We start from the raw sequence: 19,004 nt of genomic DNA, 5'->3' as shown, positions 1-19,004 counted from the left end.
TGAGCCCCGTGCCATCAAGCAACGACCTAAACCGTTTCCATTGCTGACTCAATCACGAACTGTTGCTAGAGAAAAAGTTCGTCGGTATGGGCATGCGCGGAAAATTAAGTAAGTGCCATTCGAGTCTGACCCTATTGATTCGACCCTATTGATTCAAAAGGCGGGTTGGTATGCGGCTCGTATCGCACATGACGCCATCTCAATTCCTCTGGCAACTGATCATACTCACCATTAGTTTGATATATGACAGGTCTTCCTCCTAACTCAAATAACCAATGCTTCGGAAGCTGAATTCCAAACGGTTTATATTTCCCAGCAATTTGATGAAAGGCAGTTTCGGGAGCCTCCGTAAAACAAACGCATGTCCATTCACCCCGGATGAATGCATTGGAACCGAGAACTCGACGCTCAAATACAATATGACGAAGGAGATTAAATGCCTCGTCGTAATTTATTCCCTTAGTCCAATGAACCAAATGTTGTGATAGGTCAGCTCGCGGCATGCGGGTCTTTAGAACATATAACTACTATTCGACGTCCTAGACGTCCTAAATGACCCGTTGAAACAGATCATTTACGGGTTAATAAAACTTGATCTGAATCAGATCAAGTAGATAGTACTTTTTAAGGTAGCCGTTACATAACAATAATTCAGGGATGGGTTTATGGCAAAACCGCGCCTGCTGGATGCTGTCGGTCATGTTCACATGCAGCAAACCGAGTGCACGGTGCGCTAAAACGCATCACATCGCCCTTCTCCGCAGCAAGTCACCTCTCTCGCAGAACTGCCGACGTATATGGAAACGCACTAACGCAAGCTCGCCAATACATCACTAATAAACGCCGCGTGATCCCATTGCGCCGGCAACCGCGTCAGGCCGAGGCGAACGATAACGAGTTCGCGCGACGGAATGATGCTGACGAATTGGCCTTCATGACCGACGGCGTGGAACGCATCGGGCGGGATGGCGGCGGTGTTCGTGGTTGGGCCGACGTACTCCTCCGGCAAACGTAACCAGAAGTGCGCGCCGTACTTGCCATTGGGCAACACCGGCGTCAGTGTGCGTGTGTAAGTCACCCAGTCGGGCGGCAATAGTTGGCGGCCGGCCCATTTACCATTATTAAGGTACAGCAGACCGAACCGGGCCCAGTCGCGGGCGCTGGCGTATACGGATGCGGAGCCGACAAAGTTACCGGCGGCGTCGAGTTCGATGACGGCGGTCGACATGCCGAGCGGCTCGAACAATTCGCGCCGGGGGAATTCTAGATAATCGTTCTCGCCGGCAGCTGTGCGAATGATGCGGGCAATGATGCTGCTGCTGCCGCTCGAATATTGCCAGTGAGTACCGGGCGGAAAATCGAGTGGCTTGTTGGCGGCGTAGGCAGCCATGTCGGGCGCGGCGAGCAGCATGAAGGTGACGTCTTTGAGCGGGTCGGCGTAGTTCTCGACGAAGCGCAGCCCGCTCGACATACGCAGCAAATGATCGAGCGTTATTTGCCGGCGTGGATCTTTCGGCGCTTGCCACTCGGGCACTGATGCTGGTGCGTTAAGCGCAAGCTTGCCTTGTCCGACGAGCATGCCGACCAACGCATTCATGACCGACTTCGACATCGACCAACCGACCATCGGTGTGTCTTTATTGAAACCAGGTACGTAGCGCTCAGCGATGATGCGACCTTTGTGAACGATGACGACAGCGCGTGTACGGCGCCGTAGCGTCGGGTCGGGATCGGCAAAAGCGCGATCGAGCACAGCGTCGAGACGATGATCGGATTGAGTGGCATCAGTGCCCTCGCCCTGCGGCCAAGCGGTCACGCGTCGGGCGGCCAATGCCGGCAAAGGTTTGAGCGCGCGCATGTTGTTATAGACGACGGTGCAACCGTATCGGTCGCGGAACATGGCGGTACGTTCGATTATGCCGAAGAGTTTCGCGTGTACCGTGCGGGCAACGTTATCGATCGTCGTGTCGACATACGCCAGCAGCGGATGCACTTCCGGTCCCAACTCATCGGCCATGACGCTCGCCGGCGTGCGACCGGAGACGAACACGGCGGAACACAGGGTTTTTGCGCTGTGGGCGGAAGCGATGCCGAGCAGCTGACTAAGCAGACGGCCGACGATGGCGAGCGCCACAATCAGCGCTACGACGACGATGAACCAGAGCGATCGGCGCAACCGTGAAGCCATGCATCCCTACAACAAGTGGGAGAAGCATCAGGCTATCGTATCCGTCTTGCCGGCACTATCGGTCGAACTTCGCCTGCTCCCAAAGGCGACGAACGATGGAGCAAGAAACGATCAGCGCAATACCGACCAGTGTCGCGCACCAGGCAATGAATGGAATCGTCTCTAAATGAGGTGGATCGATAAAGTTGGCCTTGAGCCAGACCGCCAGCGGTTGCAGTAACTTGTAGTCTTCCAGTATCGGCCGTATCAGCTTGGTGCCCAACCGTACCAGTATGGCGAACACCAACAGCAATATCACCGATATGCCGGCGAGCGTACACAAATACCAAATCTTCAGAAATTTCGCGCGCCTCTTGGCAGCATCCGAACACGCCGCGCTGAGCTTGAATGGCTTTTCTTCGATCCAGTGCATCAACGCGTCCATCAAGCGCTCTTTGCCTTTGCACGTATTCCAATAAGAATTGTGCGCACGGAAAAACCAGAACCGATCCGGCCAGGCGATGTTGACCGGTTTGCTCAATCCGCCAATGTCGGTTTTTTGCGCGCTACAGTCGAAGAATTTGATGTCGCCGCCGGCGATCGGGTCCTGCACGTCGTAAACATTGATCCACGGCACCGGCACCGGCACGCTTTGCGCATTGATCGGCACAATCGCCGGCCAAATGGCGGCGAAGCGATCGAGCGGACTACCCAACGTCAAGAAGCCGCGAAACTTTTTAAACAACACTGCGCGATCGATGGCAGCGTAGCCGCCTTTATAAGGATCGAGCCAAGGACCGCGCATCGGCCATTCGTGCCTTGGCGGTGGTGGCGGTTGCGGCTCGGATTTTTTTAGGCGGTCCGATAGATTTTTCCACTCGCGCTCGGTCAAGTAACACGGTAACGTCAACTCCGTGTCCATCAATACATTGAACGCGACGACGGTCCCAAGACTATGGGCGACGATATAAAAGCCATCGATGCTGTCGTCGTCGATCACATCCGACGCCATCCGCAGCAATGCTCGCGCCATTCGTTGACGAATGGCCACACGCGATTTTTTGCCGATGACTTCCGGTCGCGTGTCGGAACGCAGAAACCAATCTTGATAGAGTTTGATGTCGCCAAGATAATCGAAAAACAATTTATAGGCGTGCTCGATGAGCTTGATGCGTACCGAGAAGCGCTTGAGGACGATATCGAGTAAACCGACGGTACCGAGCAACATCAGAAAGAAGAACGATAGGAAAAACAATTTGGCGCGCACGCTAAATTGCCGAGCGCCAGGCAGACGTCGCGGCGAGCGCATGCCGGGCCATTTCTTCGGAAAGAAACGCACGCCCATGATGCTCAACGCCCAAGCGACGAACTTCCACCAGCCAACGAAGTTGAGTTCGACATCGAGATCGGCCCAGTGCACTTCGCGGAACGAGGCTTCGACGCAGCCATTGGCGCTCGTCGCTGACTTGTCGTCAGCGGCACTGTCGTCGTTCAGCTGCCAACGGATAGATACCGGTGTCTCACACCAACTATGCTCAGCGGCGCAACGCACGACCTGGTCGGCGAAATGGACTTGCACAATCGGCTCGCGGCCGTTGTTCTTAACGGCACGGAAGATGTTGCCGGCGATGGTTTCGAGCTGATCGAAACAGCGTTGCTCGCCGACACCATGGACCACCAGTACGACAAGCTTTTTGCAGGGAGAAGCAGCAGGTCCCGACGTCATGTTCCCTCATTTGCGGAGGTAGCGGCCCCCGCCGGTGATAGTCCGTATGGCGCGGCAGTATAATGAGCTATTTTTTACATGGCGATACGACCAACGGCTATAGTCGTACGCTCCCCCTCTCGCTCTACCGCCGAGAGCGCAGGAACTGAACGCGGTACAGTTGGCAGCGCCCTATCCTTATATATAGCTAAACAATCATGACGCTAAAACCGCAAAACAGCGCCGGCGAGCCCAACATCCCACACGACCGCCGCGCCACCCCCCTATCGCGCGCGATCGCCCGCACGATCCTTGAAGGGTTCAACGCGCATTACCAGCGGTTCCGGTATGTGTCGCAACAAGCGAAAAGCTGCTTCGAAAGCGGCGACTGGCATGGTATCCAAACTGCGGTGCGCCGGCGGATTGCCTTCTACGACCAACACGTGCTCAAAGCGGTCGAACGTTTGCGCGGGGAATTCAACGTCGCCCAGTTGGAAAACACCGACTGGCAACAGATCAAACAGCAGTTCGTCGCGCTACTGGCTGATCACAAACAGCCCGAATGCGCCGAGACCTTCTTCAATTCGGTATCCTGCAAGATTCTGCACCGCGACTACTTCCGCAACGATTTCATTTTCGTGCGCCCGGGCGTTTCGACCGAGCACATGGACTCGGACCCGCCGTCGTATCGCAGCTACTACCCGCTGACGGAAGGGCTGCGTAAATGTCTGCTGCAGATCATCGCCGACTACGGCCTCGCCTGCCCGTTCGCCAACGTACAGCGGGATATCCGGCGCGTGATCCTCGCTGCCCGCGCTTATTTGCCGCGGCCATTTTGGGCCGAGCCCGATTGCCAAATCCAGGTGCTCGGCTCGCTGTTCTATCGCAACAAAGGCGCTTACGTGATCGGCCGCGTGATTAACGGCAACCGGCCGCATCCGTTTGCGCTGCCGATCCTGCGCGACGCCAACGGTCAGCTGTATATCGACACGCTGTTGTTCAAGCCGGATCAGCTGGCGGTGTTGTTTAGTTTTTCGCGCGCTTACTTTCTGGTGGACATGGAAGTGCCGTCGGCCTACGTGTCGTTCGTGCGCACGATGGTGCCGAACAAACCGCAGGCCGAGCTTTACAGCATGGTGGGATTGCAGAAACAAGGAAAGACGCTGTTCTATCGCGACTTCCTGCATCACCTGCGGCACTCGCGCGACCAGTTCATCATCGCCCCGGGCATCAAGGGCTTGGTGATGGTGGTGTTCACGCTGCCGTCGTATCCGTACGTGTTCAAGGTCATCCGCGACGTCATGGGCCGGCCGAAGAAGACCACGCGCGAAAACGTGAAGGCGAAGTATCAGCTGGTCAAATACCACGACCGCGTCGGTCGCATGGCCGACATGTGGGAGTACTCGCAGGTGGCACTGCCGAAGGCGCGGTTCTCGCAGGAAGTGATCGACGAGCTGCGCACACTGACGCCATCTTCGTTCGAAGATGCCGGCGACTCGGTCATCATTCGCCATGTCTACATCGAACGCCGTATGACGCCGCTCAATATTTACCTGGACTATGCCGATGCCCCGGCGCTGGAGCGCGCCGTCATCGAGTACGGCAACGCCATTAAGCAAATGGCGTCGGCTAATATTTTTCCCGGCGATTTGCTGTTCAAAAACTTCGGCGTCACCCGTCTCGGTCGAGTCGTGTTTTACGATTACGACGAGGTGTCGTATCTCACCGAGTGTAATTTCCGCAGTATTCCGCCGGCGCCGACGCCGGAATACGAGCTGTCGGCCGAGCCTTGGTATCCGGTCGATCCGAACGACATCTTTCCGGAAGAATTCGCGACTTTCCTGCTGGGCGATCCGCGTTTACGCGAGGTCTTCAAAAAATATCACGCCGATCTGCTCGAGCCGGCGTTCTGGGAGGCAAAGCAAGACAAGTTGCGCCACGGCATCATCGAAGACGTATTCCCGTACGCCGAGGCGATTCGCTTTCAAAATTCATTCGGGGCCCATCGCCGACGTGTGGCGGAAGTGTCGACAGCACCGGTGGCGGCGACCGTGGAGAAGCAACGCTAAAGAATCGGTTCCTTCGTCTATATCGAGCTTCACAACTAGGCCGCTTGCACCGGAATGGCGTTACGCGTGTGCGTGATGCGGTTCTTGCTATCGACATAAAGCAGCCGCGGCTCGTGCGAGCCGACTTCGGCTTCGTCGAACTCGCCGTAGGCGGCGATGATGACGAGGTCGCCCGGGTTGGCTTTATGCGCGGCGGCACCGTTGATGGAAATAATGCCGGAGTCTTCGCGCGCACGAATGGCGTAGGTGGAAAAACGCTCGCCGTTGCGGATGTTGTAAATATCGACGCGCTCGTATTCGCGAACATCGGCAGCATCGAGTAATCGACCGTCGATCGCAACCGAACCTTCGTAGTCGAGCTCAGAATGAGTGACGCTGACCCGATGCAGTTTGGCCCGCAGCATGACGCGACGCATATTCCCACCCTCATTTTTATTGATATTTGCCGTGACCGCAGGCGAGCGGCGTTACGACATGTACAACCCGCCGTTCACGGCAATATTGGCACCGGTCACATACGCGCACCGCGTATCGACCAAGAACCCGACCGTGAAGGCAATCTCTTCCGGCGTCGCTAAACGCCCGAGCGGAATCTGCGCGACGATCTGCTTGCGGATCTCTTCCGGCACCGCTAACGCCATCGACGTTGCAACGTATCCGGGAGATACCGTGTTCACCGTGACACCGCGACTGGCAACTTCTTGCGCCAGCGCCATCGTGAAACCGTGAATGCCGGCTTTAGCCGCGGAATAATTCGTTTGGCCGAATTGACCGCGCTGGCCATTGACCGAACTGATGTTGACGATGCGTCCGTATCCGCGCGTCACCATACCTTCGATCACCTGTCGAGTAACGTTGAACGCGCTATTGAGATTGGTATTGATGACCGCGTCCCACTGATCTTTTTCCATCTTGCGCAAGGTTTTGTCGCGCGTGATGCCGGCACAGTTGACCAAGATATCGATCGGACCGACGTTCGCTTCGACCTCGCGCACCATCTCGCCGCTCGACTCGAAGGAAGTCACATCGCCGGCGACGACACCGACATCGTGCCCTAATGTACGTTGGGTTTCACGCCAGGATTCCGCCACCTCACGATCGCTTGGAACATATCCGGCGACAACTCGACATCCCTGTTGCGCTAACTCCCGGCAAATGGCGGTACCGATACCGCCGGTACCGCCGGTTACTAGGGCGACTTTACGCTGCACACCGCCTCCCGGTTATTGAAGCGGCGGACATGATGATGTCCGCCGGCTCAGTTGGCATTAGCTCGATACGGTCCCGCAGCGATATTGCTATTGCGGGCGCTGCTCACGACCTTCGCGTCCTGCTTCGCGCGAGGTTTGCCGAACTTCGTCGCTGGTGGAACGCACCGCCTCTCCCACCTTCTCGGCAACCTGCTTGCTCGCCTCGTTGACGACCTCGGCGGCGCGACGATAGTTCGCCAGCACCTGCTGACCGTATTCCTGCGCGATCTGCGACTGCCCGGTCAGCAGCTCCTGGTAACCGATCGCCTTGGCGGCCAGATCGACGTTACGGGTAGCGGCGTTGACCCACTGGCTCGCCAGCTCGGCCTGCTGTTCAAGTAACTTCTCGCCAGCGCGAACATTGATCTCGGCGATCTGCTTCGTCGTCTCGAGAACGGTTTCGCCCAGACGGTTGAAAATTTCGGCGTAGTGATGACCGTTGTTAGCCATGATGCATCTCCTAGGTTGATTGGAAAAAGGAATCCTTCCTATTGGGGGACTGCTGAAAATTGATGCACTGCAACAATACGGCGCGTATCTAGGGAAGTCAAGGCACGTGCGCTAGGGGAATATGCGCTCGTGCCACTCTTCACTTCGAGCGCTTACCGGCTTTACCGTTCGGCGTCTTTGGCGGCACACCGGCGGCGGATTTAAGCAGGCTCTGCCAAAACTCGAGATTTTGTTTCGCCATTCCCGTCAGCGCCTTGCCGCTCAACGCTTCCTGCATTTGCTTGCTCAACATTTGTTGCTGTTCCAGGAACAAACGCATGCTTTGATCGAGGTAACGCGAGAATACATCGCGCGCGGCGTCGTTCGACAAACGGATAAAACGCGCCAGCATTTCAGTGGTAAAAGCCCCTTTATTTCCCGATTCATGTTCAGTGATGATTTGAATTAGGATGCCGCGAGTGATGTCCTCTTCCGTCTGCGCGTCGATCACTTTGATCTCGACGCCGTCGAGCACCAGCGTACGCACATCGTCGACGGTGATGTAACAACTCCGTTCGGTGTCATACAGCCGACGGTTGGGATACTTCTTGATGATTCGTGGTTCGGTCATGGTTTTTTCGGATTTCGCATTTATTTGAATTGGGCATGATGACGCATCGGTTCGCTCCACGAGCTTACGACTTCATGCCACTGCCCTACCACTCGTCGATTAGGCGGGCGCGCTGCGCGGCGACCTTACACAGTGCAGTCCTTTTTTGTTGCGATGCACAAACGCTATGTTAACATGGATTTCACTGGCGAAATTTGCCAAAACGCCCCCCTTTTCGATTACTCCATGACTTAGGGATAGAGCCCATGAATGATCGTCAAACCTCTGCTCGAACCAATTCCAAGACTTCCGCTTCCATTACCGACAGCCGTGATTGGCTGGTCTCGCAACAAAAATACTGGGACGCATGGTTGAATTTCACGCGCCAAACCCTAAGTAACGCCAGCGGAAGTAAGGACACAGCTGCCGCCACCTGGGTCGATAACCTGTCGAGTTGGCACGGCGCGATATCGGCGGCGGTGCCGTCGACGGCGCGAGATTTCTTTGAACAGATGATGCTGGTCTGCCAGTCCTACTTGACGATGGCGCAACGGTTGGTCGGCGGTGACCCGCAAAATCCGGGCACGGTGCTCGACCAATGGCTCAGCAATCTGCAAAGCAGCTTCAGCGCTGTCAGCGAAACGACAACCGGACGCACCGATCGGCGCTTGCGCAACGCGCGCGCGCTTTGGGACATGCCATTCGATACGTGGCAGCGTACGTGGTCATCGATGTTACCTCTGCCCGGCGATTATCTACAGGCGGTGCAGGACGAAGGGATGGCACGCGTATCGGGACGACTGAGCGACCGTATCGATCGTTTCCTGGCAATTCCGGCAGTCGGTTATTCGCGTGAAGCCCAAGACCAACATCAGCGTTTCCTACGGCTGATGCTCGATTACGGTAGAACACTGCAGGAATCTCAACTGGGCTTCGCCCGCGTCGGCACTCAGTCGATCGAAAACTTCCGCAGGAAGCTGAGCGAACAGCCGGCGGATGCGCCGATAGATACGCTGCGCAAGCTCTACGATCTCTGGGTCGATGCTTGCGAAGAAATTTATGCCAAGTACGTCATGTCGGAAGAATACTCCCTGCTCCACGGTCGTTTAGTAAACACGTTAATGGCAGTAAAGCATCACGGCTCGCTGCTGGTGGACGAGATGCTCGAAGGGATGAACATGCCGACACGACGCGAAGTGAACTCCATGCACCGACGCATGCACGAAACCCGGCGCGAAAATCACGCGCTGCGCGCCGAGATCGAGCAGATCAAGGAACTGCTCGAGGATAAGACACCGGCCGGTGCCGCCGTCAACTTGACTTCGCAAGTCACGCCGTCACAAACGGCTTCGGCACCGACGACGGGTTCAACCCACCCGCCGGTCGCGCCCGATCCATCAACCGGATCGCATCATCCGCGCCCCCGTGGTCGCAAATCCAAAAACCGCTAGTCCGCTAAACGACCCTCACTTTAGGAGATCGCACCATGCTGAATGTGCAGATCCGACCCGACCAAGCGCTGGAAGAAATCACGAATTTTTCGAAGAAACTTGGCAAGGGCCTGCAGAATTTGCTCGAGTTCGGTGAAATTCCCACCGGCGCGACACCGAAGGAAGCGGTGTACCAGGAAGACAAACTGACGCTCTACCGCTTCCAATCGCCGACCGCCAAAACGCAAAACCGAATACCGCTGCTGATCGTGTATGCGTTGGTCAATCGGCCGTACATGACCGACCTGCAGGAAGACCGGTCGATGGTGCGCGGCCTACTCGACGCCGGTCTCGATGTTTACCTCATCGACTGGGGCTATCCCGACCGCGCCGACCGCTACCTGGATCTCAATGACTACATCAACGGCTACATCGACCGTTGTGTCGACGTTATTTGCCGGCGCCACAAGCTGAAGCAGATCAACCTGCTCGGTATCTGCCAAGGGGGGACCTTCAGCCTTTGCTACGCCGCTCTGCATTCCGACAAAGTGCGCAACCTCATCACCATGGTCACACCGGTGGACTTCCAAACACCGGACAACATGCTGTCGCAGTGGGTACGGCATGTGGATGTGGACGCGGCAGTCAACGCCTACGGCAACATTCCGGGCGAGTTACTCAATTCGACCTTCTTGATGCTCAAGCCCTTTCGACTCATGGGCCAGAAATATTTGGACATGGCCGAGCAGCTCGACGACCCGAAGAAAACCCGTAATTTCTTGCACATGGAAAAATGGATCTTCGATAGCCCTGACCAGGCCGGCGAAGCGTTTCGCCAGTTCACGAAGGATTTTTATCAGCAGAACAAGCTAATCAAAGGTGGCCTGCGTATCGGCGATCAAGAGGTGAGTCTGAAGAAGCTGACGATGCCGGTGCTGAATATCTACGCTACCGAAGACCACTTGGTACCGCCGGCGGCGTCGCTAGCGTTGAAACACCACATCGGCACCCAAGATTACACCGAGGTCGCGTTTAACGGCGGTCACGTTGGCATTTACGTTAGCGGTCGTGCGCAGCGGGAAGTGCCGCCAGCCATCGGTGCTTGGATTGCCAAGCGTTCAGACCAGTAATTATGTAAGGTGGGCAACGTATTTTGTTGCCCACGCGTTTTCTTTTACGCCCGGCGGCGATCGTCAGTCGCGAGTTGCTGTATCTGCGGCGGCGATGTCGACGTCAGCAAAAATTCGCGAACGACGTCGATCTGGTCGTCCGCCATCAACCAGGGGGCATGACCAATCCCCGGAAACTCGACAACCCGCACCGCCGGACCACGGCGGCGCATCTCGTCGACGGTCGATCGCATCAGCAAATCGGTACGCGCCCCGCGCAGCACTAACGTCGGACACCGCACGCGGTCCCACATCGGCCATAGATCGACACCGGACAGAAAATCGTTGCCGAATTCGATGCCGCGACGGGAATGACGCATGCTGCTCATGATGCCAGGATCATAGGCGAGCACGTAGTCGCCGTCAGCCAGTTGGCGCGTGCTGTGGATGACGATTTGTTCCCAGTACTTGTCGTCGATCGGGCCGAAGTCGGCGCAGATCCTACGCAGACAATCTTCGAGTTGCTCGAGATTTTTGAAACGCGATCGCAGCCCGGCGTGCAGATCTTTCAAGCGCATTAAACCGCGCCACGGCACCAACGGACCGACGTCATTCAGCACCAGGCGCCGGATCGGCGTATTGGCTTTAGCCGCGAGCATCATACCGATCAACCCGCCCATCGACGTGCCGACCCAATCGACGCTGGCAGCAAGCGCCGGATCGTCGTCTTTGCGCGTTTTAAGCGGTAACGCCATTACCCGCGCCAGCAGCGTCGCCGCATCGGTCATGTACAGCGAGAAGTCGTAATCGTCCTTATCGCGTAGCCAATCGCTGGTACCACGACCGACGACATCGACGCAGATCACGCGACAGCGGTCGGCCAAGCTGGCCGCCAACACGTCGAAGTCACGGCTGTTGCGGGTGAAGCCGTGCATGCAGACGACGATATGCGTGCTGTTCGGGTCGCCCCATTCGGTATAGGCGACCCGGTGAAAGCCGCCGGGACCGAGGCTAAGGAAGGAATTGAGTCGGGGCTGTGCTGGTGCAGTTACCGCCGACGAATCAGCACCGGGAAAATCGAGCTGAGCATCCCGCTCCTGTGCTCGCTGGAACACCAGTTCCTCGTCCGTGGTGCCCTGCCGTTGCCGAGGCATCTTCCACTTCAAGAAACCGATAACACCGCCCACTATCGCCACACTGGCACTGAGGACCCACGCCAATGCACTCATGCGGCGGCCCACTCACGAATATACAGGGTCATCACAATCGATCGCGCTCCATCAACCCTCGCAATTGCGATTGCCACCTATTCTAGTAAAGGAATCACCCGATACCAGAGCGCTCGTCGGAATGACGAGAAAAATTTTCAACGAGCCAAGTGGCGTTCCGTCACGACGATCAGGCGCGGTGACCCAACCGATCGCTCACTGCATATGCTGCCCACCGTTGATGGCGATGTTGGCGCCGGTCAAGAACGCCGCATCCTCCGACGCCAGATAAACGATCAACCCAGCGACTTCTTCCGGCTTACCCAAACGCCCGATCGGAATCTGCGGCAGGATCTTTCCTTCCAACACATCCTTCGGCACCGCCATCACCATCTTCGTTCCGATATAACCGGGCGAGATGGTGTTAACGGTTACGCCCTTGCGCGCCACTTCGAGCGCCAACGCCTTGGTGAAGCCATGCACGCCGGCTTTTGCCGTCGAATAGTTCGTCTGACCGAACGCACCTTTGGAACCGTTGACCGAGGAAACGTTGATCACCCGGCCCCAGCCGCGCTCGACCATACCATCGACCACCTGCTTGCTCATATTGAACAGACTGTTCAAGTTCGTATTGATCACCGCGTCCCAATTGGGCTTGTCTAGCTTCTTGAAGGTCATATCGCGGGTAATACCAGCGTTGTTGATGAGGATCTCAACCGCGCCCAACTTCGATTGCACCTCGGTCGCTGCCCGTTGGCAAGAGTCGTAATCACCGACATCGCACGGCACAGCGAAGAAGCTGTAACCGTGGGTCCGCATTTGTGTCAGCCATTCCTCCGACTTGGTGTTACGCGGCGAAAAGGTGGTGGCGACGCGATAACCGGCATCCGACAACTTGGTGCAGATCGACTCGCCGAGACCACCCATTCCGCCCGTAACCAATGCTACTCGTTGTGCCATACGCGTGGCCCTCCTTAGGCCTATGTATATTCATCCTTGTATCTTCCTTACTACGCCGAAGACGCCCGGGGTCATGGGGCGTTCTTCGGCGCGCGACCTTACCGCTTTAGCGCTCGATCGCCAGCGCCACACCCATACCGCCGCCAATACACAGACTCGCGAGCCCGCGCTTGGCGTCCTGCCGGATCATCTCGTGAATCAACGTCACCAGGATACGCGCGCCGGAGGCGCCGATCGGGTGGCCGAGGGCGATAGCGCCGCCGTTGACGTTGATCTTGCGCGTGTCCCATCCCATTTCTTTGTTGACGGCGATCGCTTGCGCGGCGAACGCCTCGTTGATTTCCATCAGGTCCAACTCTTCGTGGGTCCAGCCGGCCTTCTTCAGGCACAACTGTGCCGCCGGCACCGGGCCGATGCCCATGACCGACGGATCGACGCCAGCCGAGGAATACGCCTTGATGCGCGCCAACGGCTTCAATCCCAGCTGCTCCGCTTTCTTGGCCGACATCATGACTACCGCCGCCGCGCCGTCGTTGATACCCGAAGCGTTACCGGCGGTCACGGTGCCATCCTTAGAAAACGCCGGCTTCAAGCCAGCGAGCGCGTCGAGGGTGGAACCGGCTCGCAAACCTTCGTCGTCAGCGAAGATCAGCGTGCCCTTCTTCTGCGGAATTTCGATCGGCAAAATCTCATCCTTGAACTTGCCGGCCTTCTGCGCCGCCTCGGCCTTCTGCTGCGAGACGAGTGCGAACTCGTCTTGCTGCTGGCGCGAGATCTCGTGCTTCTTCGCCAAATTCTCGGCGGTGATGCCCATGTGGTAGTTGTTGTACACGTCCCACAGGCCGTCGACGACCATGGTGTCGACCAACTTGGCGTCACCCATACGAAAACCGTCGCGCGAGTTCGGTAGGACGTGCGGCGAAGCGCTCATATTCTCCTGACCGCCGGCGATGATGATTTCGGCGTCGCCGCACTTGATCGCTTGCGCTGCCAAATGGGTCGCCTTCAAACCGGAACCGCAGACCTTGCCGATGGTCAGCGCCGGCGTCTTATGATGCAGACCGGCACGCAGCGTCGCTTGCCGCGCCGGGTTCTGGCCGCAACCGGCGGTCAGCACTTGGCCCATGATGACTTCGTTCACTTGGTCCGGCTTCAGACCGGCGCGGGTGAGCAATCCCTTAATAACGTGCGCGCCGAGATCAACGGCTGAAATCTTCGCCAAACTGCCGCCGAACTTGCCGACAGCGGTGCGCGCCGCGGCCACAATAACGACATGACTCATTGAGAAATCTCCACGAATGTTGATGTAAAAACGTTTATCCGCCGCGTCCTTGGCTGTAATAGCAACAGCTCGGCCGGACGGTCACTCCTGCCCATTACAGGTCATAACATGCCTTACCTATATTAAGTCGCGCTATTATCGTTGGTTCTTGCCCTAATCCGACCTTCTCACGGCGCCTGGTACTCCTAATGAGCCCTTTTTTGAGATGAATGGCTTATTCCTCGCAATTGCTCTTAACGTAACGCCCCGGCGCCGGCTCGATACTCAGATATTCATCGTTACCCAATGTCGTGCGCGCTGGTACCCGCGGTCCACCCCGTTGCGCCAGCCAATCGCACCAATGCGTCCACCAACTGCCGGGTACGCTCTGCGTCTGCTCGAACCATTGCTCCGGCTGCTCGCTGGGTTGCTCATTGGTCCAGTAATTTCGTTTCTTCTTCGCCGGCGGATTAACGACACCGGCGATATGTCCACTTGCACCCAGCACGAAGGTCTTGTCGCCCGACAGCAATTTCGTATTCGCGTAAGCCGTACGCCAAGGCACGATGTGATCCTCGCGCGAGGCATATATATAAGTCGGGCAATCGATCAACGATAAGTCCACCGGCACACCGCATTGCACGGCCTTCCCGGCTACGCGCAGATTATTTTCCAAATACGTGTTGCGCACATACCAGCAGAACATCGGTCCCGGCAGATTGGTGCTGTCGGCGTTCCAATACAACATATCGAACGCCGTCGGCGTTTTACCTTTCAAGTAACTGTTAACCACATACGGCCAGATCAAATCGTTGGCGCGCAACGCCGAAAACACGAACGCCAATTCGCTGCCTTGCATGATTCCACCGTTACCGATGGTGAGCTCGCGCGTCACCATCGTGTGATCGGTCAGTAACAGACCGATCTCGCCGGTATCGAAGAAATCGAGCATGGTTGTCAACAACGTCAGACTCGCCACCGGATCCCGGCCGCCCACCTTCATGATCGCCAATGCCGACGCCAATAAAGTGCCGCCAATGCAGAAGCCGAGCGCGTTGACTTTATCGGCACCGGTCACCGCTAATGCGATATCAATCGCCCGCATCACGCCAGCGGACAGATAATCATCCCAGGTCGAATGCGCCTGCTCGTTGGTAATGTTGCGCCACGACACCAGAAACACCGTGTGGCCCTGCTCGACCGCATAACCGACAAACGAGTTCTCGGGCTGCAAGTCGAGGATGTAGTACTTGTTGATGCACGGCGGAATAATGACCAACGGCCGCGCGTGCACGTCGGCCGTGCGCGGCGAGTACTGAATCAACTGAATCAGTTCGTTCTCGTAAATAACCGCGCCTTCAGTAGTCGCGACATTCTTACCGACTTCAAACGCGCCCTCGTCGTTGTTGGAGATTCGGCCTTTGGCGAGATCTTGAAAGAACAGCGCCATGCCTTCGCTTAAGCTACGCCCGCCCGACTCCATGGCGAGCCGCAACGCTTCCGGATTCGTCGCCAAAAAATTTGCCGGGCTCATCGCATCGACGTACTGGCGCATAGCAAAACGCATCTGGCCTTTGGTCCGATCGTCGAGCGGTGCCCGATCGACCGTGTCCATCAAAAATGTGGAATATGCCAAATAGGTGCGGCGGATAAGATCGAATCGCGGATCTTCGCTCCACGCGTCATCGGTGAAGCGCTTGTCGTTGAGCTTGGTGGTCGACGGAAAATAGGCAACCGCCGACAGTCCCATCCAAAATGCCGTTACTTCGCCCAAAAAAGTCTGCTGCAACGCCGCTAACTGCCGCGCTGCTGTCATAAAATCGGCGCCGCTGACGCTGCTGTTCGCGTCGCCATCTGCTATCCCTTGCTTGCGTTGTCGCATCATATCCTCACTGATTAAAGTCCTTAGCGATACCAGATCGTTAGACTAATTTGCTTCCTAATTTCTCCACAGTTGCCGTTGGCTGCAGGGCATACGGCTGGTGCTCCGCGCCAAACGCAAAGCAACGATTACAGCGCCCGTACCACAGGCCCTTCCGATTTAACACACTTGTGTGACAACTTGCCGCAGTGCGGCGCGAAGAGTAGGTAGAAAAGCACAATACAGAAGGCACTCGGCGAACGTCCGTGTCGAGAGAACAACGAAGATTAATCGTATGAACTTACGAGCCGAAGTATACGGAGACTGACGATGTTTTACCCATCGTTCTTAGTGCTGCTTCTTTATAAGGACGTTAACGTTAAGGTTTGTCGAAGCCTGCATGAACACTAATCGATTTCTCGCGCCTGCATCTTATAGGTACTATTATCGAGTCTAATGGATCCCTACTTATTCCAAGCCGGCAACACACCCGTGCTTGTCAGCATGCCGCATGTCGGCACCGGCCTCCCCGCCAGTTTCATTGATCGACTGAATTTACCTGCACGCTCGCTGCCCGATACCGATTGGCATGTCGACCGGCTCTACGATTTTCTGCCTGATATGGGCATCGGCGTGTTGCAAGCCACGCTGTCGCGCAGCGTCATCGATCTCAATCGACCGCCGGACGATGAGCCGCTCTATCGTCACACGACTACCGGCCTCTGCCCAACCACACTGTTCAACGGCGAACCGCTCTACCAAGCCGGGCAAGAACCGGATGCCGCCGAGCGCGCCGACCGATTAGAACAATACTGGCGCCCGTATCATCAGCGCCTCGACAGCGAAATGACGCGGCTCCATCGGCAACACGGCATCGCCGTGTTGCTCGACACGCACTCGATCAACTCGGTAATCCCACGCCTGTTCGACGGCCGCCTGCCCGATTTTAATCTCGGCACTTATGACGGACGGAGCGCTGCACCCGAACTTGTACAGCGTTTACTGGACGTACTGCAGAATGCCGCGTCGTTCGCCTCGGTACTCGACGGTCGCTTCAAGGGCGGTTACATCACTCGTCACTACGGACAGCCCTCGGCCGGTTGGCACGCCGTTCAGCTCGAGTTGGCGCAATGTGGCTACATGGACGAAGCGCCGCCGTTTTCGTATGACGAATGCCGGGCCACACCGATGAAACGGCATCTGCGCCGCTTCATACAGACATTGCTTGCGTGGTCGCAAGCGCAGGCGATTCGCCGCAGCGCATGAGAACCCAGCGATGAATCCCGCATCGCTCTATTGCCCATCGGCATTACTTAGCGACGGCTGGCACGACAACGTCGTCTTGCACTTCACCGTCGACGGCAAAATTGCCGCTACCGAATCGGGCACGCCGGCGCAAGCAACGATGCGCGCCACCGGCCCGTGTGTACCCGGCATGCCGAACCTGCACTCGCACGCGTTTCAACGCGCCATGGCCGGTCTCACCGAACGCGCCGGCAACACCGCCGACAACTTTTGGACCTGGCGCGAGACGATGTATCGCTTGGCCGCTCAGGTCGCGCCCGACGATCTGTCGGCAATTGCCATGCAGCTCTATATCGAGATGCTGAAAGCCGGTTACACCTCGGTGGCCGAGTTCCATTACCTACATCACACCGCCGACGGCACACCCTACGCCGATCCGGCGGAGATGAGCCTGCGCTTGATGGAAGCGGCGCGCGCAGTCGGCTTGCGGCAAACGCTGCTGCCGACGCTCTACTGTCACTCCGACTTCGGCGGCAAACCGCCGACCGAACGGCAGCGGCGCTTCATCAATCCGGTCGAGCGCCTGTTGGCAATTATCGAACGCTGTCGGGCGCACGCGCGTGGCGCCGACACCTTGGCAGTCGGTCTCGGGCTGCATTCATTGCGCGCCGTCACACCGGACGAATTGCAAGCGACGCTCAGCGGCATGACAACGATCGACGCAACCGCTCCGATCCACCTTCACATCGCCGAGCAAGTTGCCGAGGTCGACAGCTGCATCGCGTGGTCGGGCCAGCGCCCAGTCGACTGGCTATTCAACGCCGTACCGGTCGATCGGCGTTGGTGTTTAGTGCATGCCATCCATGTCGACGACCGCGAGATCGCGCGCATGGCCGCGAGCGGTGCCGTCGTCGGCCTGTGCCCGACGACCGAGGCCAATCTCGGCGATGGTTTGTTTCCGATACTGCCGTATCTCGCGGCCGGCGGCCGCTACGGCATCGGCTCCGACAGCCAGATCAGCGTCGCTGTGCACGAAGAACTACGTTGGTTGGAATACAGCCAGCGCTTGCAGCGGCGCGAGCGAAATCTGCTGCGCCTCGGCGAAGGTTCGATCGGCGAAGGAATCTATCGAGCGGCACAACGCGGCGGCGCCGCGGCACTTGGACAGGTAGGCGATGGTCTTGCAATCGGTGCAGCGGCGGATCTGCTCGTGCTCGACGCCGACCATCCCAAGCTGATCGGTCGCACGCGAGCCGATCAGTTAACGTCGTATGTGTTCGCCGGCGATAGCAGCTGTATTCGCGACGTCTACGTCGGCGGCCGCCCTGTCATCATTGACGGCCGGCATAGCGATGAAGCCGTCGTGTTCGATCGATTCCGAAAATCGCTGACGACACTGTTCGCGCGCACGTTCTAACGCTCGTCCACAAACCAGACGTATCAAAAAAAATAGCCCTCACCAGGAAGGTGAGGGCTATTAGCTAAGGTGGGAATTAAATTAGACGAGTAAAAAGACAATCTCCGACAATTCTGCCGGCTAACTTATGTAGGTGGCTGTCCACCACCGCCCTGCACTGTCGGCGGCTGCCCGCCGCCACCGACGGTGGGTTGTCCTCCACCTCCTACCGACGGTTGCCCGCCGCCTCCGATGCTGCAGCCTTTTGCATGAATCATCAGGTGTTCTCCATATTGAGGTTAGT

General features: G+C 57.3%; 15 protein-coding genes. 5 read left to right on the top strand and 10 right to left on the bottom strand.

The annotated features are described in order from the left end of the window. Positions 1 to 808: 808 nt before the first annotated feature. Complete coding sequence (locus HY308_02845; protein MBI3897215.1) at positions 809 to 2,188, bottom strand: serine hydrolase; 1,380 nt, start codon at positions 2,186 to 2,188, stop codon at positions 809 to 811. A gap of 55 nt (positions 2,189 to 2,243) precedes the next feature. Next, the gene (locus HY308_02840) at positions 2,244 to 3,893 is read right to left on the bottom strand and encodes a hypothetical protein (GenBank protein ID MBI3897214.1); all 1,650 of its coding nucleotides are present in this window, start codon (positions 3,891 to 3,893) and stop codon (positions 2,244 to 2,246) included. Positions 3,894 to 4,090: 197 nt separating this feature from the next. Here HY308_02840 and aceK point away from each other — a divergent pair, with 197 nt between their 5' ends. Further along, entirely contained in the window at positions 4,091 to 5,941 is a 1,851-nt protein-coding gene (aceK, locus tag HY308_02835; GenBank protein MBI3897213.1) for a bifunctional isocitrate dehydrogenase kinase/phosphatase, read from the top strand. A gap of 35 nt (positions 5,942 to 5,976) precedes the next feature. Here aceK and HY308_02830 read toward each other — a convergent pair whose 3' ends face one another. From HY308_02830 to phaR, 4 genes are all read right to left on the bottom strand, one after another. Next, a complete protein-coding gene (locus tag HY308_02830) occupies positions 5,977 to 6,357 on the bottom strand; it encodes an aspartate 1-decarboxylase (protein MBI3897212.1) in 381 nt (126 codons plus the stop codon). Positions 6,358 to 6,408: 51 nt separating this feature from the next. Beyond that, positions 6,409 to 7,152: an acetoacetyl-CoA reductase gene (gene phbB, locus HY308_02825; protein MBI3897211.1), complete on the bottom strand. Its 744-nt coding sequence runs from the start codon at positions 7,150 to 7,152 to the stop codon at positions 6,409 to 6,411. A gap of 87 nt (positions 7,153 to 7,239) precedes the next feature. After that, positions 7,240 to 7,641, bottom strand: a complete 402-nt coding sequence (locus HY308_02820) for a phasin family protein (protein MBI3897210.1) — start codon at positions 7,639 to 7,641, stop codon at positions 7,240 to 7,242. A gap of 139 nt (positions 7,642 to 7,780) precedes the next feature. Further along, positions 7,781 to 8,251 (bottom strand): polyhydroxyalkanoate synthesis repressor PhaR, encoded by a 471-nt coding sequence (gene phaR, locus HY308_02815; protein ID MBI3897209.1) that lies wholly within the window; start codon positions 8,249 to 8,251, stop codon positions 7,781 to 7,783. Between the two features lie 245 nt (positions 8,252 to 8,496). Between phaR and phaE the strand changes: the two genes are divergently transcribed. Continuing rightward, the gene (gene phaE, locus HY308_02810) at positions 8,497 to 9,681 is read left to right on the top strand and encodes a class III poly(R)-hydroxyalkanoic acid synthase subunit PhaE (protein MBI3897208.1); all 1,185 of its coding nucleotides are present in this window, start codon (positions 8,497 to 8,499) and stop codon (positions 9,679 to 9,681) included. A 35-nt stretch (positions 9,682 to 9,716) separates the two neighbouring features. Beyond that, a complete protein-coding gene (locus HY308_02805; protein MBI3897207.1) occupies positions 9,717 to 10,790 on the top strand; it encodes a class III poly(R)-hydroxyalkanoic acid synthase subunit PhaC in 1,074 nt (357 codons plus the stop codon). 44 nt (positions 10,791 to 10,834) lie between these two features. On the opposite strand, the gene HY308_02800 is transcribed toward HY308_02805, so the two are convergent. The 4 genes from HY308_02800 to phaC all read right to left on the bottom strand — a co-directional run bounded on the left by HY308_02800 (position 10,835) and on the right by phaC (position 16,083). Next, positions 10,835 to 11,923: an alpha/beta hydrolase gene (locus HY308_02800; GenBank protein ID MBI3897206.1), complete on the bottom strand. Its 1,089-nt coding sequence runs from the start codon at positions 11,921 to 11,923 to the stop codon at positions 10,835 to 10,837. Positions 11,924 to 12,193: 270 nt separating this feature from the next. Beyond that, positions 12,194 to 12,937: an acetoacetyl-CoA reductase gene (phbB, locus tag HY308_02795; protein MBI3897205.1), complete on the bottom strand. Its 744-nt coding sequence runs from the start codon at positions 12,935 to 12,937 to the stop codon at positions 12,194 to 12,196. 106 nt (positions 12,938 to 13,043) lie between these two features. Beyond that, a complete protein-coding gene (locus HY308_02790) occupies positions 13,044 to 14,219 on the bottom strand; it encodes an acetyl-CoA C-acetyltransferase (GenBank protein MBI3897204.1) in 1,176 nt (391 codons plus the stop codon). 214 nt (positions 14,220 to 14,433) lie between these two features. Continuing rightward, on the bottom strand, positions 14,434 to 16,083 hold the full coding sequence (gene phaC, locus HY308_02785) for a class I poly(R)-hydroxyalkanoic acid synthase (protein ID MBI3897203.1): 1,650 nt from the start codon (positions 16,081 to 16,083) through the stop codon (positions 14,434 to 14,436). A gap of 432 nt (positions 16,084 to 16,515) precedes the next feature. On the opposite strand from phaC, the gene hutG reads away from it, so the two are divergent. Together hutG and HY308_02775 are read left to right on the top strand one after the other, a co-directional pair. Further along, a complete protein-coding gene (gene hutG / locus HY308_02780; GenBank protein MBI3897202.1) occupies positions 16,516 to 17,325 on the top strand; it encodes an N-formylglutamate deformylase in 810 nt (269 codons plus the stop codon). 10 nt (positions 17,326 to 17,335) lie between these two features. Next, a complete protein-coding gene (locus HY308_02775) occupies positions 17,336 to 18,721 on the top strand; it encodes a formimidoylglutamate deiminase (GenBank protein ID MBI3897201.1) in 1,386 nt (461 codons plus the stop codon). Positions 18,722 to 19,004: the final 283 nt, after the last annotated feature.

The organism is Gammaproteobacteria bacterium (assembly GCA_016199745.1).
Classification (GTDB): domain Bacteria; phylum Pseudomonadota; class Gammaproteobacteria; order Acidiferrobacterales; family Sulfurifustaceae; genus JACQFZ01.
This window is presented reverse-complemented; position numbering and strand designations above follow the sequence as displayed.

Excerpts from the sequence above, each read along its gene's own strand:
- hutG (MBI3897202.1), top strand. The coding sequence starts at position 16,516 with ATGGATCCCTACTTATTCCAAGCCGGCAACACACCCGTGCTTGTCAGC.
- HY308_02830 (MBI3897212.1), bottom strand. The coding sequence starts at position 6,357 with ATGCGTCGCGTCATGCTGCGGGCCAAACTGCATCGGGTCAGCGTCACT.
- HY308_02775 (MBI3897201.1), top strand. The coding sequence starts at position 17,336 with ATGAATCCCGCATCGCTCTATTGCCCATCGGCATTACTTAGCGACGGC.
- HY308_02820 (MBI3897210.1), bottom strand. The coding sequence starts at position 7,641 with ATGGCTAACAACGGTCATCACTACGCCGAAATTTTCAACCGTCTGGGC.
- phaR (MBI3897209.1), bottom strand. The coding sequence starts at position 8,251 with ATGACCGAACCACGAATCATCAAGAAGTATCCCAACCGTCGGCTGTAT.
- HY308_02790 (MBI3897204.1), bottom strand. The coding sequence starts at position 14,219 with ATGAGTCATGTCGTTATTGTGGCCGCGGCGCGCACCGCTGTCGGCAAG.
- HY308_02805 (MBI3897207.1), top strand. The coding sequence starts at position 9,717 with ATGCTGAATGTGCAGATCCGACCCGACCAAGCGCTGGAAGAAATCACG.
- HY308_02840 (MBI3897214.1), bottom strand. The coding sequence starts at position 3,893 with ATGACGTCGGGACCTGCTGCTTCTCCCTGCAAAAAGCTTGTCGTACTG.
- aceK (MBI3897213.1), top strand. The coding sequence starts at position 4,091 with ATGACGCTAAAACCGCAAAACAGCGCCGGCGAGCCCAACATCCCACAC.
- phaE (MBI3897208.1), top strand. The coding sequence starts at position 8,497 with ATGAATGATCGTCAAACCTCTGCTCGAACCAATTCCAAGACTTCCGCT.
- phaC (MBI3897203.1), bottom strand. The coding sequence starts at position 16,083 with ATGATGCGACAACGCAAGCAAGGGATAGCAGATGGCGACGCGAACAGC.
- HY308_02800 (MBI3897206.1), bottom strand. The coding sequence starts at position 11,923 with ATGCCTCGGCAACGGCAGGGCACCACGGACGAGGAACTGGTGTTCCAG.
- HY308_02845 (MBI3897215.1), bottom strand. The coding sequence starts at position 2,188 with ATGGCTTCACGGTTGCGCCGATCGCTCTGGTTCATCGTCGTCGTAGCG.
- phbB (MBI3897205.1), bottom strand. The coding sequence starts at position 12,937 with ATGGCACAACGAGTAGCATTGGTTACGGGCGGAATGGGTGGTCTCGGC.